Source organism: Stenotrophomonas sp. TWI587 (assembly GCF_039674145.1).
Classification (GTDB): domain Bacteria; phylum Pseudomonadota; class Gammaproteobacteria; order Xanthomonadales; family Xanthomonadaceae; genus Stenotrophomonas; species Stenotrophomonas maltophilia_AY.
In genome coordinates this window covers 106,443-120,666 of sequence record NZ_JBDJMW010000002.1, presented here as the reverse complement: position 1 = coordinate 120,666, position 14,224 = coordinate 106,443, and the positions used below count along the sequence as shown (strand labels likewise).

Genomic DNA, 14,224 nt, shown 5'->3' with positions numbered 1-14,224 from the left:
GTGGGGCGGCGAGCGCCCCGGGAAAAACGAATGCGTCAGCCGTTGCGTTGCTGGAAATCGCGCATGAAGGCGGCCAGCGCCTGCGCGCCCTCCACCGGCATGGCGTTGTACAGCGAGGCACGGATGCCGCCGACCGCCTTGTGGCCCTTCAGCGCCAGCAGGCCGGCCGCTTTGGATTCACTGACGAAACGCGCATTGAGCGTGTCGTCGGGCAGGAAGAACGGGATGTTCATGCGCGAGCGTGCGGCCGGCAGGACCTCATTGCGGTAGAAGCCGCCGGACTGGTCGATCGCCCCGTAGATCAGGCCCGACTTGACTGCGTTGCGGCGCGCGAATTCCTCCACGCCGCCTTCGGCCAGCATCCACTGGAACACCAGGCCGGCCAGGTACCAGTTCCAGGTGGGCGGGGTGTTGAGCATGGAATCGCGGGCGACGTGCGAGCGGTAATCGAAGATGTCCGCGCGCGGCTGGCCGCTGCGCTCGAGCAGGTCGCGGCGCACGATCACCACCGACACACCGACCGGGCCGAGGTTCTTCTGTGCGCCGGCATAGATCACGCCGTACTTGCTGACATCCAGCGGCTCGCTGGCGATCGAGGAGCTGAAATCGGCGAACAGCGGCACGTCACCCACGTCCGGGGTGTCACGGAACTCGACCCCGTGGATGGTTTCGTTGGCGGTGATGTGCACGTAGGCCGCGTCATCGGAGAGCTGCCAACTGGCGCGCGCCGGGATGTCGTGGAAGCCGTTGGCCTCGCTGCTGGCGGCGACGTTGACCGTGACGTACGGGCTGACCTGCTTGATCGCGGTCTTGCCCCAGTGGCCGGTGACCACGTAGTCCACGGTCTGGCCGGGCTGGGCGAAGTTGAGTGCGAGCAGGGCCTGCTGGGTGGTCGCGCCGCCGGCCAGGAACAGCACCGCGTAGTCGTCCGGGATGCCGATCAGGCGCCGCAGATCGGCGTCGGCCTGGGCGGCGACGGCCATGAACTCCGCGCCGCGATGGCTCATTTCGACAATGGAGGCGCCCGCGCCGTTCCACTCCAACATCTCTTCCTGCGCCTGGCGCAGGACCGATTCCGGCAACGTTGCAGGGCCGGCACTGAAATTGAACGCGCGCGTCATGTCACACCTATGGGGCAAGACCCCTAGTATGCCGCAGCGCACCAGCCTTTAGGCCTTGCAGGACAAGGCGAATTTGGTTGCAAACGAATCTATCCACGGCCCGGCCGACAGCCGGAGCCACGGTTTACCGTGCCCCGAACCAGAGCAGGCCACTGATCACCGCCGCGAGCAGCAGCGCACTGACCAACAACCACGGCCAGCGGCTCACGCGCTTGGGCGCGGCGACCGGTTCCGGACGCTGACGCGCCTCGAAGCCATCGTCCTCTTCTTCGATGACGATGCGCTTGCGGCCATCGTGCGGGACTTCGAGCACGAAGCGGTGCTGGGCATCGAAGACCAGCTGGTCGCCCGGCTGCAGCCAGCAATGGCGAACGGTGACGCCATTGACCCGCGTCGACTCGCCGGCGCCCAGGTCGCGCAGCAGCAGGCGCTCCCCGTGCTGCTCCAGGCGGGCATGCTGTTCGGCGAAGGCAGGGTCGTCGATGACGATGTCCGCGTCCGGTCCCCGTCCGATCACGCGCGGGCGATCCAGGGTGAAGCTGCGCCCGTGGTGCTGGCCACCGACCCCGCGCAGCAGCCGCTGGTCGTCGCCGCCATCATCGCTGCGCGGCGGCGCATGGACGACGGCCTCGCAATCGCCCTGCACCACCATCTCCACGCCATCGGCGTAGACAGCGTCGCCGGCGCGCAGCAGCGCCATCCGCCGCACCGGGCGGCCGTTGACGTGGATGCCGCGGATGCCGTTGGCGACCTGCAGCCACAGGCCACGGTCGTCCAGGCAGAACTGGGCCAGCAACAAGGTGCCGGGCGTGTCATCGCCAAGCCGGACGGTGCCCGACGCATGACGCACGATGCGCTGCACCCCGGGCCGCAGTGGCTGGTCGGGGTGTTGGTGTTGAGTAAAGTGAACTAGCAGGTTCTGCACGCGGCGCAGCCTAGCAGGTTGAATGTCAGGGAAGAAGAAGTGTGACGCAGACCTTGGAGTTGTGCCTGAGGATGCGCACAATGCACGCCCACATCCGCGCCGTTGTCCGCCAGGAGTCCGCATGTCCAGCATTGATATCCGCCACGCCCATTCCCTGCCCGCTGAAAGTGCGCGCAAGGCCATCGAAGAAGTCGCCGCCAAACTGTCCGAACGTTTCGGCCTGCAATCGAGCTGGGTCGGCGATGTGCTGAACTTCAACGGTTCCGGCGTGGATGGCGCGATCGCGCTGCAGCCCGGCCAGGTGCAGGTCACCGCCAAGCTCGGCTTCCTGCTGTCGGCCATGAAGGGCATGGTGGAAAGCGAGATCCAGCGTGTGCTCAAGGAAAAGCTCGGCTGAACCGACGCTCGGCCTGGCGCCCCGCAGGCGCCGGCCATCACATCGCTTGAAGCCGGCGATGCATACGATCCAGGGGTGTCCACCCACAGGGATCGCCCCATGAATTCACCCAACGACTTCGACGATCGCATCCCCGGCGAGAAGCCCTCGCTGCAGGATCAGGCCGAGCGCTTCTCGCGCAAGCTGACCGATTCGGCCCAGCAGATCTGGCTGGCGGGCCTGGGCGCCTTCGGGCGTGCACAGGCCGAAGGCAGCCGTGTGTTCGACAACCTGGTCAAGGAAGGCGAGAACATCGAGGCCCGCAACCGCGAACAGACCGGCGATACGCCGCGCTGGCGCGACAATGTCGAGGAACACCTCGGCGAGGCCCGCGAAAAGGCCAGCGGCACCTGGGACAAGGTCGAGAAGGCCTTCGATGATCGGGTCCAGGGCGTACTCAAGCGCCTGCACATTCCGACCGCCGAGGACGTCGCCGCGCTCAATGCCCGGATCGACGCGCTCAACACCCGGGTCAACCGCGCCGAGGCCCGCAACGCCTCGCCGTCGGGTGCGCCGTCCCCCGGCACCCACCAGTCGCCGACCTCGGACGCCTGACCTGACCTCGATTGTTGCAAAGCAGCACAACTTTGTTGACAATCGAAACCGACCCGCCAATCGCTTCCACCGCCGTTTGTTCCCTCCCCTCACGGCTCTGGATTGGCGGGTTTTTTGTGGGCGCTCGATCCGAGGATCGCCACAAAGTGCGACGGCCGTCACCGACGTGATCTCCCGCCCCCTGCCAGTCCGAAAACGACGCGCCGCAGACGTGCAAAGGCGCATATAAACTGTCTATCGCACTTCCCTGTTCATATCCCCCTGCATGCTCTCCTGGATCCTGGCCCTGCTGTTGGCCCTCATTGTGTGGTTGTTGGCCACGGCCTACTTCTGGCTGATCAAACGGAAGCAGAAGGAGACCCAGCTTGGCCTGAATGCCTTGGCAGGGATGCACTGGCGCGAGTTCTCGATGATCGTGCGGCGCGCCATGCAGGAGCAGCGTGGCCTGCAGGACGTGGCCGACGAGGCTGCCGACCGCGGCGAACCTCGCAGCGATTTCCTCATGCACGATGGCCCGCAACGCTGGCTGCTGTCCTGCAAGCATGGCCGTGCCTACCGGATCGGCACGGCGGCGGTGAACGAGCTGGGCGCCGCTGCGCGCCTGGCCGGTGCCCGCGGCGGCATCCTGATCACCGAAGGCAAGGTCGAGCGCGATGGCCGCATCGCCGCTGAAAAACAGGGCGTCGAGGTGCTGGATGGTCCGCTGCTGTGGCCGCTGCTCAAGCCCTACCTGCCCGGCGACATGGAAGATCGGGTCGAGGCCGGCGCCCGTGGCGAGGCGATCCGGCGTATTTCCATCGCCGGGCTCGGCGCGGCGACGCTGGGCCTGATGGTGGGCTTGGGCTCATTGACCGCCGGGCTGGAAAAGGAGTGGGCCGACGACGAAACCGCGGAGGCCGCGCCTGCTGCCGCCGCACCTGCCGCCGCGGAAGCCCCCGCAACGGCCGGCACACAGCCCCTTGCTGCAGCGACGCCCGCCCCGGCTGCCCCTGGCAGCGCGGAAAACCGCGCCGCCGATGCCGCCCCGTCTGCGATGGAAGCGAACCCGGACAATGCCACCCTCGACCGTTATCAGCAGGAACTGTCACGGAAAGTGGCGACCCGCCCCGGGGTGGCCAGTGGCATCTGGCTGACCCGGCAGACGCTGGCGATCAATCGTACCGGTGAGATCGACACGATCTGGCCGCTGATCTGCGAAGAAGTCACCCGCTACCCCGCGCTGCGCACGGTCCGCATCCAGCTCAACCCGCGCCCCGGCGTGGATGAGCCGGTCCGCTGGCGGCAGTGCACCACGCTGTGAGGCTCAGCGCGCGCCCGGGGAGAACCGGGCGACCAGATCGTAGGCATCGCCCAGGAACATCTGTCGGACGCAGGTGATCGGCTGCTCGCCGCGCCAGGTGAGGCGATCGATGACCAGGCAGGCGGTACCGGGTTTGACCTGCAGCAGCGACGCCGCCGCGTCATCGGCGCCCCAGGCACTGATCCGGTGCTGGGCGCGCGTCCAGGAGACGTTCTGCAGCAGCCAGCTGCCTGGCGCCGTGGTCTCGAAATCCACCTCGAGCACCTCCGGCACGCCGACCGGGCTGATCAGGCGGTGCTCCAGCGCCAACGGCCGGCCATCGGCCAGATGCAGGCAGCGGATCGCCAGCAGCTTCTCACTCCCGGACAGCGCGGTTTCTTCGGCCACATGCTCACGCGGCAGCCGGTAGGCGCGCTCGAGCAGCTGGTAACCGTAGACATGGCCACGCGCCTGCACTGCCATGGCGATGTCGGGAATCTCCAGCGCCACCTGTTCCAGGTGCGGCGGCTGGCGCGCGACAAATGAGCCCGCACGCCGGCGGCGCTCGATCATGCCGCTCTCGGCCAGTGCGGTCAGCACCTTGTTCACGGTCATCCGCGAGCAGCCGTACTGCTCCATCAGTTCGTGTTCGTAGGGGATGCGGAAGCCAGGCTCCCACTGTCCACTGAGGATGCGGCTTTCCAGATCAGCACGGATGCGCTGATTGAGGGTTGCTGCTTTCTTGCCCGTCACTCTGGATTCCTGCATGGGAGGGTCGGATCAGACCCTCAACAACGGTCGAAGTGCCGCGGCAAACCGTGCGGCCACCGCCTCGCGTTGCGGGTGGCGACCATCACGGACCAACTGGCGCCCTTGGCGCCACACCGATCGCACGGCGCCATTACGTGCGGCGAACACCCAGCTGTCAAGCAAGGCATCGCCATCGCGGGCGATCAGCGCCGGGTGGTCCGGATCGAGCTCGACCAGATCGGCCGGTGCGCCGGCGCGCAGGCCGGTGGCCACGCCCAAAGCCTGCGCGGCACCGCTCAACGACTGTTCGTACAGCCAGCGGCCGGTGGATTGACCATCGCCCGGGGCCAGCACATTGCGCCCGCGAAGTTGCAGACGCTGGCCGTACTCGAGCAGGCGCAGCTCTTCGGCCGCGTCGATCAGCACGTTGGAATCCGAGCCCACCCCGAACCGTCCGCCGGCACGGGCGAAGGCCTGCATCGGGAACAGACCGTCGCCCAGGTTCGCCTCGGTGATCGGGCACAGCCCGGCCACCGCATGGCTGGCCACGATCTGCTGCATCTCCGTTTCGGTGATATGAGTGGCGTGCACCAGGCACCAGCGCGCATCCACCGGCGCGTGTTCGTACAGCCATTGCACCGGGCGCATCCCGCTCCAGGCGATGCAGGCATCGACCTCGCGGGTCTGCTCGGCGATGTGGATGTGGACCGGCCCGGTGTTGAGCGGCAGCAGCGCCGACAGTTCCTCGCCGGTCACCGCGCGCAGGCTGTGCGGGGCAAAGCCGAGCACCGCGTCATCCTGGTCCTGCAGCGCGCGCGTGCAGCCCTGCAGCAACTCGGCAAAGCCGCCGACGTCGTGGATCAGGCGGCGCTGGGCCGGGTTCGGTGCGGCGCCGCCGAAATCGGCATGGGCGTAGAACACCGGCAGCAGGGTCAGTCCGATCCCGCTGGATCGCGCAGCGGCGGCGATGCGCCAGGCCATTTCGGCGCGATTGGCATACGGCACGCCGTCCGGGCCATGGTGCAGGTAATGGAACTCGCCGACACGGGTGAAGCCGGATTCCAGCATTTCCACATAGGCCTGCTCAGCGATCGCCTGCATGGCTTCGGGCTGCAGATGCGCCAGGAAGCGGTACATCAACTCGCGCCAACTCCAGAAGCTGTCGCCGCTGTTTCCGCCGATCTCGGTCAGCCCGGCCATGCCACGCTGGAAGGCGTGGCTGTGCAGGTTGCCCAGGCCCGGCAGCGCGATCGCCAGCGGGGTATCGCCCGGCTCGGCCGACGCGCCTTCGGTCACCTCGAGGAGCGTGCCGCCCTGGCTGAGGATGCGCACATCGCGCGCCCAGCCGTGTGGCAGCAGTGCGTGGGCGGCATGGAAACGAAGGATCGGTGCGGGGGTGGCTGGCATCACTGGACATCCCGGAAGAGGCGCCTATATTGTATAGACATATACACCGACGTGGTTGCTGCCATGCACTGTGACACCCTCTGGTACCACGCCAACCTGATCACCGTCGATGGCCCGGGCCTGGGCGTGATCGAGGATGGCGTCATCGCCGCCACCGATGGCCGCATCGTGCATGTCGGGGCGTCGGGGTCGGCCGAGCATCTGCAGCCGGCCCAGCGCATCGACTGCGCCGGGCGCTGGATCAGCCCCGGCCTGATTGACTGCCACACCCACCTGGTCTATGCCGGCAACCGTGCCGGCGAGTTCGAGCAGCGCCTGCAGGGCGTGAGCTATGCCGACATCGCCCGCGCCGGCGGCGGCATCGTCTCCACCGTGCGCGCCACCCGCGCCGCCAGCGAGGCCGATCTGCTCGCCGCCAGCCTGCCCCGGCTGGATGCCATGCTGGCCGAAGGCATCACCACGCTCGAGATCAAATCCGGTTACGGGCTGACCCTCGCCGATGAGACCAAGCAGCTGACCGTCGCGCGCGAACTGGGCCGGCAGCGCGCGGTCGAGATCGTGCCGACCTTCCTCGGCGCGCATGCAATTCCGCCGGGCCGGCAGGCGCAGGAGTACATCGACGAGGTCTGCAACGTCATGATTCCCGCCGTTGCCGCCGCCGGGCTGGCCGAGGCGGTGGATGTGTTCTGCGAGAACATCGCCTTCAGCGCCGCGCAGGCCGAGCAGGTGTTCATCGCCGCCCAGCAGCACGGATTGGCGATCAAGATCCACGCCGAGCAGCTCAGCAACCAGCACGGTGCAGCGCTGGCCGCGCGTTACGGCGCACTGTCGGCCGACCATATCGAACACCTCGACGCCGATGGCATCGCCGCCATGCGCAGCGCCGGCACCGTGGCCGTGCTGCTGCCGGGCGCGTTCTATTTCACCCGCGATACCAACCTGCCCCCGATCGCCGCCCTGCGCGCCGCCGGCGTACCGCTGGCGCTGGCCACCGATTCCAACCCCGGCACCTCGCCGCTGACCAGCCCGCTGCTGGCGATGAACATGGCCGCCACCCTGTTCCGCATGACGGTGGAGGAGTGCATCGCCGGCTTCACCCGTGAAGCGGCGCGCGCCCTTGGCCGCCAGGACCGGATCGGCCGGCTCGCCATCGGCCTGGACTGCAATCTCGCCCTGTGGGACATCGAGGCGCCTGCCGACCTTGTCTACCGCATGGGCTTCAACCCCCTGCACGCCCGCGTGATGCGCGGCCAACCCGTCTGAATCTAGTGATGTCTGGAGATTTCATGAGCACTACCCTGACCCTGCACCCCGGCGCCGTCACGTTGGCGCAATGGCGCGCGATCCACGACGGCGCGCGGGTGCGGCTAGACCCGGCGTCGGCCGCGGCCGTGCTGCGCAGTGCGCAGACCGTGGCCGACATCGTCGCCAAGGGCGCGCCGGTGTACGGCATCAATACCGGTTTCGGCAAGCTGGCCAGCGTGCGCATCGAGCGCGACGACCTGGAAACCCTGCAGCGCAATATCGTGCTCTCGCATGCGGCCGGCGTCGGCGAGCCGATGCCCGCACCCGTGGTGCGCCTGATGATGGCGTTGAAGCTGGCCAGCCTGGCCCAGGGCGCCTCGGGCATCCGCCCGCAGACGCTGGCCCTGCTGGAAGCCTTCCTGCAGCACGACTTCATTCCGGTGATTCCGTGCCAGGGCTCGGTCGGCGCCTCCGGCGATCTGGCGCCGCTTTCGCATCTGGCCAGCGTCATGATCGGCGTCGGCGAAGCCTTCGTGGCGGGCGAGCGCCTGCCGGCCGCCGAGGCGCTGGCCAAGGTCGGCCTGGCCCCGCTGGTGCTGGGCGCGAAGGAAGGCCTGGCCCTGCTCAACGGCACCCAGTACTCCACCGCCTACGCGCTGGCCGGCCTGTTCGCGATCGATACCGTGTTCCGCGCGGCGCTGGTCACCGGCGCGCTCTCGGTGGAAGCGGCCAAGGGTTCGGACACCCCGTTCGACCCGCGCATCCACAGCATCCGCGGCCAGCGCGGGCAGATTGCCACCGCCGCCGCGCTGCGCACCTTGATGCAGGGCTCGGCGATCCGCGAATCGCACCGCGACAACGACGTGCGCGTGCAGGACCCCTACTGCCTTCGCTGCCAGCCGCAGGTGATGGGCGCCGCATTCGATGTGATGCGCCAGGCCGCCACCACGCTGGCGATCGAAGCCAACGGCGTCTCCGACAATCCGCTGGTGTTCACCGACACCAACGAGGCACTGAGCGGCGGCAACTTCCACGCCGAGCCGGTCGCCTTCGCGGCGGACATGCTGGCGATGGCCGTGTGCGAGATCGGCTCGATCAGCGAGCGCCGTACCGCGATGCTGGTCGACCCGGCCCTGTCCGGGCTGCCGGCCTTCCTCACCCCGAAGCCCGGTTTGAATTCCGGCTTCATGATTCCGCAGGTCACCGCCGCGGCGCTGGTCTCGGAAAACAAGCAGCGCGCCTACCCGGCCAGCGTCGACTCGATCCCGACCTCGGCCAACCAGGAAGACCACGTCTCGATGGCCGCACACGGTGCGCGCCGCCTGATGGCGATGGCCGAGAATGCCGCCAACGTGATCGGCATCGAGCTGCTCGCCGCTGCACAGGGCTGCGATTTCCATGCCCCGCTGCGCTCCAGCGATGCACTGGAAGCCGTACGCCGGCGCCTGCGCGCGCAGGTGCCGACGCTGGAAGACGACCGTTACTTCCACCCGGACATGGTGGCCGCGACCGACCTGGTGCGCAGTGGCGTGCTGGCTGAGGGCCTGGCCGACATCCTGCCGCCGCTGGAGCCGCTGGCATGACCACGCATCCGGACTGGCTGCAGATCCACCGCGGCGATGCCCCGTTGATCATCAGCTTCCCGCATACCGGCACCGAGCTGCCCGACGCACTGGCCGCTCAGTTCGTGTCACCGTGGCTGGCCCGCCGCGACGCCGACTGGTGGGTGCACGAGCTGTACGCCTTCGCGCAGGCGATGGGCGCCACCACGATCCGCTCGGCAGTATCGCGCTCGGTCATCGACCTCAATCGCGACCCCAGCGGCACCTCGCTGTACCCGGGCCAGAACACCACCGGTCTGTGCCCGCTGACCACCTTCGACAACCAGCCGCTGTACCGCGATGGGCACGGCCCCGACGAGGCCGAGATCGCGCGTCGCCGCGATACCTGGTTCGCGCCCTATCACAATGCTCTTGCCGCGGAGATCGCACGCCTGCGTGCCGCGCACGGTACCGTGGTGGTGTATGACGCGCACTCGATCCGCTCGCGCATCCCGCACCTGTTCGATGGCCAGCTACCGCAGTTCAATCTCGGCACCAATGGCGATACCACCTGCGACAACGCGCTGACCGATGTGGTCGACAACCTCTGCGCGATGAGCGGCATGAGCCATGTGCGCAATGGCCGCTTCAAGGGCGGCTACATCACCCGCCATTACAGCGACATCCCCGGCGGCGTGCACACGTTGCAGATGGAACTGGCCTGCCGCGGCTACCTGCACGAGCCCGAGGCCGTGGATGAGCACAGCTGGCCGACGCCCCTGGATCCCGATCACGCCGCCCCGCTGCGCGCCACGCTGCAGCAGGTGCTCGATGCCTGTCTCGACTTCGCTACGTCCCGGAGTGCTGCATGACCCGTCTCGATTCCACCCGCACCATCCTCGCCCCGACCGGCACCACGCTGACCTGCAAGAGCTGGCTGACCGAAGCCCCGCTGCGCATGCTGATGAACAACCTGCACCCGGACGTGGCCGAGCGCCCGCAGGAGCTGGTGGTCTATGGCGGCATCGGCCGCGCCGCGCGCGACTGGGAGAGCTACGACAAGATCATCGAGACCCTGCAGCGGCTCGAAGATGACCAGACCCTGCTGGTGCAGTCCGGCAAGCCGGTCGGCGTGTTCCGCACACACGCCGATGCCCCACGCGTGCTGATCGCCAACTCCAACCTGGTGCCGCGCTGGGCCAACTGGGACCACTTCAACGAGCTGGATAAGAAGGGCCTGGCCATGTACGGCCAGATGACCGCCGGCAGCTGGATCTACATCGGCGCACAGGGCATCGTGCAGGGCACCTACGAAACCTTCGTGGAAATGGGCCGCCAGCATTACAACGGCAGCCTGGCCGGCAAGTGGCTGTTCACCGGTGGCCTGGGCGGGATGGGCGGCGCGCAGCCGCTGGCCGCGGTGATGGCCGGCGCCTCGTGCCTGGCGGTGGAATGCCGCAAGAGCAGCATCGAGATGCGCCTGCGCACCGGGTATCTGGACACCTGGACCGACGACCTCGACGAAGCCCTGCGCCTGATCGAGAACTCCTGCACCGCGAAGAAGCCGCTCTCGGTCGGCCTGCTCGGCAACGTTGCCGACGTGCTGGACGAGCTGCTGATCCGCGGCGTGAAGCCGGACCTGCTGACCGACCAGACCTCCGCGCACGACCCGGTCAACGGCTACCTGCCGCAGGGCTGGACGGTGGAAGAATGGGACGCCAAGCGCGTTTCCGCACCGAAGGAAGTGGAAGCGGCCGCACGCGAATCGATGGCCAACCACATCCGCGCCATGCTCGGCTTCCACTCGCTCGGCGTACCGACGGTGGACTACGGCAACAACCTGCGCCAGATGGCGCTGGAAGAGGGCGTGGAAGATGCCTTCGACTTCCCCGGCTTCGTGCCCGCCTACATCCGCCCGCTGTTCTGCCGCGGCATCGGCCCGTTCCGCTGGGCCGCACTGAGCGGCGATCCGGAAGACATCGCCAAGACCGATGCCAAGGTCAAGGAACTGATCCCGGACAACCCGCACCTGCACCGCTGGCTGGACATGGCCGCCGAGAAGATCAAGTTCCAGGGCCTGCCCGCGCGCATCTGCTGGGTCGGCCTGGGGGACCGTGATCGACTGGGTCTGGCCTTCAACGAGATGGTCGCCAATGGCGAACTGAAGGCGCCGGTGGTGATCGGCCGCGATCACCTGGATTCGGGCAGCGTCGCCTCGCCCAACCGCGAGACCGAGGCCATGCAGGACGGCTCCGATGCCGTCTCGGACTGGCCGCTGCTCAACGCCCTGCTCAATACCGCCAGCGGCGCCACCTGGGTATCCCTGCACCATGGCGGCGGCGTCGGCATGGGCTTCTCGCAGCATTCGGGCATGGTCATCGTCTGCGATGGCACCGAAGCGGCGGCCAAGCGCATCGCGCGCGTGCTGTGGAACGATCCGGCCACGGGCGTGATGCGGCATGCCGATGCGGGGTATGAGATCGCGGTGGACTGCGCGAAGGACAAGGGGCTGGATCTGCCTGGGATTCTGGGCTGATGCGGGTAGGCCCCGGCCGCGTGCCGGGGCCTGCAGTTCAAGGTAGTGACGGCCCATGGCCGGCAACCACGCGATCCTGGGTCTCACGCAATGGAATCGCATAGTTCCTGGCGAGCCGGCCAGCGGCCGGCACTACCGATATCGGATCTTCGCCGGCGGCCGCTGCCACCCCATACGCCCCACAAGGGTGACGAACTCGCAACATCCTGTTAACTTGCGCGCCCCACATGAAGTTGACAGGGTGCCACGGCGACGTGGGCGCTGTCCGCACTGATACCGCGCACGAATGACTGCCCTCCCGAATCGCTCCATCGCCCCTGCCCCGCCCCTGCTCGCCGCTGCCCTGCTGGCCAGCCTTGCCGCCACCAGTACCGTCCATGCCGCGCCCGCCGGCCAGGCCGTCACGCTGGATGCAGTGAACGTCACCGCCGCCGATGCCACCCAGGCTGCGCGCCGCGCGCTCGACCGGGTCCCCGGTGCAGGCAACGTGGTGGATCTGGCGCAGGTCGGCCAGGGCCGCGTCGCCGGCACGGCCGATGTACTCGCCTACCAGCCCGGCATCAGCGCGCAGAGCGCCGGCAATGAAGGCGTCAAGGTCTCCATCCGCGGCTCGGGCCTCAACCGCGCGCCGGGTGCGCATGCCTCCGGCCTGTCGGTCTCGCTGGATGGCCTGCCGCTGACCGGCCCGGGTGGCACGCCGTACGAGCTGCTGGAACCGCTGTGGCTGAGCCGCGTGGAGGTGCTGCGCGGTGCCAACGGGTTCGAGCGCGGCGCGCTGGCCTTGGGCGGTGCGATCAACTACATCACCCGCAGTGGCCGCGATACGCCCGGGCTGGAGCTGCACTACGAAGCTGGCGCACGCGGCTACCAGAAGCGCGGGATCAGCCTGGGTGGCGTGCAGGACGCGGTCGATTATTTCATCGCCTACACCGACACCGAGTACGACGGCTATCAGCAGCACGCCGCCGGCAAGGGCAAGGGTGCGGTGGCCAATATCGGCTGGCAGCTCACGCCGGATCTGGAGACGCGCTTCTTCCTGCGCTACCGCGAGACCGATCACGAAACCCCGGGACGCCTGACCCGCGCGCAGATCCGCAACGATCCCCGCGCCGCCAATCCGGCCAACGTGGCCATCGATGCGCGCCGGCCGCAGCCGGGCAGCACCTGGATCGGCAACACCACTACCTACACGATCGATGAAGATTCATCGCTGCAGGCCGGTCTCGTGTATCACAAGTACCCGATGGACTTGAACGAGAGCCTGTACCGCCAGCAGCTGGATTACGCCAACCTCAACGGCACGCTGGACTACCGCCGCCGGCACGCGTTGTTCGGGCATGACAGCGTGACCACGATCGGACTGCGCGTGACCCGCGATCTGGATGCCAACGTGCGCGAGACCCTGCGCTTTGCCAGCAACGGCTACGCCGCCGGCACGCACACCCGCGACTTTGAGCATCATGGCACCGACAGCGTGCTGCACGTCGGCAACGATCTGGCGTTGAGCGAAACGCTGCGCCTGCAGACCGGCATGGCGTTGATCCACACCCGCCGCGATGTGCAGGTCACATGGCCGGCGACGGTAGAGAAACTGTCCGAGCGCCAATGGGATTACGCGCCGCGGCTGGGCTTCACCTGGCAGCAGACGCTGCAGACACAGTGGTTCGGCAACCTGAGTCGCTCGGTGGAACCGGCCCACCCCTGGTCGATGATCTGGGGCTCGAACAAGTACTTCGCCGCCGGCAACGGCGCCTCCACCGGCCGCCAGCGCGCGCCGGTGCAACTGGACAACCAGACCGCCACCACGCTGGAGCTGGGTACGCGCGGCGACAGCGTGCTCGGCCGCTGGGAACTGACCGGCTATTACGCGCGGCTCAACCACGAACTGCTCACCGTGGAAGTGCAGCCGGTGCCGAACCTGTTCATCGCCGAATCCAATGCCAGCCCGACCGTGCACCGCGGCATCGAAGCCGGCCTGGACAGCGCGCTGTGGCAGGGCATTGGCGGCCGGTTGTCGTTGCGCCAGGCCTACACCTTCAGCGACTTCCGCTACCGCGATGACGCGCGCTTCGGCAGCAACCGCCTGCCCGGCCTGCCGCGCCACTACTACCAGGCCGAACTGCGCTACGACCACCCGGTCGGCTTCTACGCAGGACTCAACACCGAGTACGCGTCGAAAATGTTCGTGGACTACGCCAACAGCCTGGCCGCCGACAGCCACGTCATCTTCGGCACCCGCATCGGGTACGACGCCCCCGGTGGCCGCTGGCAAGCCTGGGCGGAGCTGCGCAACCTGACCGACCGGCACTACGCCGCCACGGTTACCCCGGGCTACGACGATGCAGGCAAGGATGCGGCCCGTTCCACGCCGGGTGATGGGCGTGGTGTGTATGCCGGGGTGCGCTGGCGCTTCGACTGACGTCGTTGCA

The 14,224-nt window shown here is 68.0% G+C and carries 12 protein-coding genes; 8 read left to right on the top strand and 4 right to left on the bottom strand.

Going from position 1 to position 14,224, the window contains the following annotated elements:
• Positions 1-35 precede the first annotated feature (35 nt).
• Positions 36-1,121 (bottom strand): 3-phosphoserine/phosphohydroxythreonine transaminase, encoded by a 1,086-nt coding sequence (gene serC, locus ABE464_RS03640; RefSeq protein ID WP_346470785.1) that lies wholly within the window; start codon positions 1,119-1,121, stop codon positions 36-38.
• A gap of 124 nt (positions 1,122-1,245) precedes the next feature.
• Positions 1,246-2,046, bottom strand: coding sequence for an FHA domain-containing protein (locus ABE464_RS03635; protein ID WP_346470784.1), 801 nt, complete (start codon positions 2,044-2,046; stop codon positions 1,246-1,248).
• A gap of 121 nt (positions 2,047-2,167) precedes the next feature.
• On the opposite strand from ABE464_RS03635, the gene ABE464_RS03630 reads away from it, so the two are divergent.
• The 3 genes from ABE464_RS03630 (at position 2,168) to ABE464_RS03620 (ending at position 4,337) form a co-directional block, all read left to right on the top strand.
• Entirely contained in the window at positions 2,168-2,443 is a 276-nt protein-coding gene (locus ABE464_RS03630; protein WP_346470783.1) for a polyhydroxyalkanoic acid system family protein, read from the top strand.
• 99 nt (positions 2,444-2,542) lie between these two features.
• A complete protein-coding gene (locus tag ABE464_RS03625; protein WP_346470782.1) occupies positions 2,543-3,037 on the top strand; it encodes a phasin family protein in 495 nt (164 codons plus the stop codon).
• 265 nt (positions 3,038-3,302) lie between these two features.
• A complete protein-coding gene (locus tag ABE464_RS03620; protein WP_346470781.1) occupies positions 3,303-4,337 on the top strand; it encodes a restriction endonuclease in 1,035 nt (344 codons plus the stop codon).
• Positions 4,338-4,340: 3 nt separating this feature from the next.
• On the opposite strand, the gene hutC is transcribed toward ABE464_RS03620, so the two are convergent.
• Both hutC and ABE464_RS03610 read right to left on the bottom strand, forming a co-directional pair.
• A complete protein-coding gene (gene hutC, locus ABE464_RS03615; RefSeq protein ID WP_346470780.1) occupies positions 4,341-5,069 on the bottom strand; it encodes a histidine utilization repressor in 729 nt (242 codons plus the stop codon).
• A 27-nt stretch (positions 5,070-5,096) separates the two neighbouring features.
• The gene (locus tag ABE464_RS03610; RefSeq protein ID WP_346470779.1) at positions 5,097-6,473 is read right to left on the bottom strand and encodes a formimidoylglutamate deiminase; all 1,377 of its coding nucleotides are present in this window, start codon (positions 6,471-6,473) and stop codon (positions 5,097-5,099) included.
• A gap of 63 nt (positions 6,474-6,536) precedes the next feature.
• On the opposite strand from ABE464_RS03610, the gene hutI reads away from it, so the two are divergent.
• From hutI to ABE464_RS03585, 5 genes are all read left to right on the top strand, one after another.
• Positions 6,537-7,736 carry an imidazolonepropionase gene (gene hutI / locus ABE464_RS03605; protein ID WP_346470778.1) on the top strand — a complete coding sequence of 400 codons (1,200 nt, stop codon included), beginning with the start codon at positions 6,537-6,539 and terminating at the stop codon, positions 7,734-7,736.
• A 23-nt stretch (positions 7,737-7,759) separates the two neighbouring features.
• Complete coding sequence (gene hutH / locus ABE464_RS03600) at positions 7,760-9,301, top strand: histidine ammonia-lyase (protein WP_346470777.1); 1,542 nt, start codon at positions 7,760-7,762, stop codon at positions 9,299-9,301.
• The gene (gene hutG, locus ABE464_RS03595; RefSeq protein WP_346470776.1) at positions 9,298-10,131 is read left to right on the top strand and encodes an N-formylglutamate deformylase; all 834 of its coding nucleotides are present in this window, start codon (positions 9,298-9,300) and stop codon (positions 10,129-10,131) included. The genes hutH and hutG overlap by 4 nt, the downstream gene beginning before the upstream one ends.
• On the top strand, positions 10,128-11,795 hold the full coding sequence (gene hutU / locus ABE464_RS03590) for a urocanate hydratase (protein ID WP_346470775.1): 1,668 nt from the start codon (positions 10,128-10,130) through the stop codon (positions 11,793-11,795). Before hutG ends, hutU begins: the two co-directional genes overlap by 4 nt.
• A gap of 286 nt (positions 11,796-12,081) precedes the next feature.
• Positions 12,082-14,214, top strand: a complete 2,133-nt coding sequence (locus ABE464_RS03585; RefSeq protein ID WP_346470774.1) for a TonB-dependent receptor — start codon at positions 12,082-12,084, stop codon at positions 14,212-14,214.
• Positions 14,215-14,224: the final 10 nt, after the last annotated feature.

Excerpts from the sequence above, each read along its gene's own strand:
- serC (WP_346470785.1), bottom strand. The coding sequence starts at position 1,121 with ATGACGCGCGCGTTCAATTTCAGTGCCGGCCCTGCAACGTTGCCGGAA.
- ABE464_RS03630 (WP_346470783.1), top strand. The coding sequence starts at position 2,168 with ATGTCCAGCATTGATATCCGCCACGCCCATTCCCTGCCCGCTGAAAGT.
- ABE464_RS03625 (WP_346470782.1), top strand. The coding sequence starts at position 2,543 with ATGAATTCACCCAACGACTTCGACGATCGCATCCCCGGCGAGAAGCCC.
- ABE464_RS03620 (WP_346470781.1), top strand. The coding sequence starts at position 3,303 with ATGCTCTCCTGGATCCTGGCCCTGCTGTTGGCCCTCATTGTGTGGTTG.
- ABE464_RS03610 (WP_346470779.1), bottom strand. The coding sequence starts at position 6,473 with ATGCCAGCCACCCCCGCACCGATCCTTCGTTTCCATGCCGCCCACGCA.
- hutI (WP_346470778.1), top strand. The coding sequence starts at position 6,537 with ATGCACTGTGACACCCTCTGGTACCACGCCAACCTGATCACCGTCGAT.
- hutH (WP_346470777.1), top strand. The coding sequence starts at position 7,760 with ATGAGCACTACCCTGACCCTGCACCCCGGCGCCGTCACGTTGGCGCAA.
- hutG (WP_346470776.1), top strand. The coding sequence starts at position 9,298 with ATGACCACGCATCCGGACTGGCTGCAGATCCACCGCGGCGATGCCCCG.
- hutU (WP_346470775.1), top strand. The coding sequence starts at position 10,128 with ATGACCCGTCTCGATTCCACCCGCACCATCCTCGCCCCGACCGGCACC.
- ABE464_RS03585 (WP_346470774.1), top strand. The coding sequence starts at position 12,082 with ATGACTGCCCTCCCGAATCGCTCCATCGCCCCTGCCCCGCCCCTGCTC.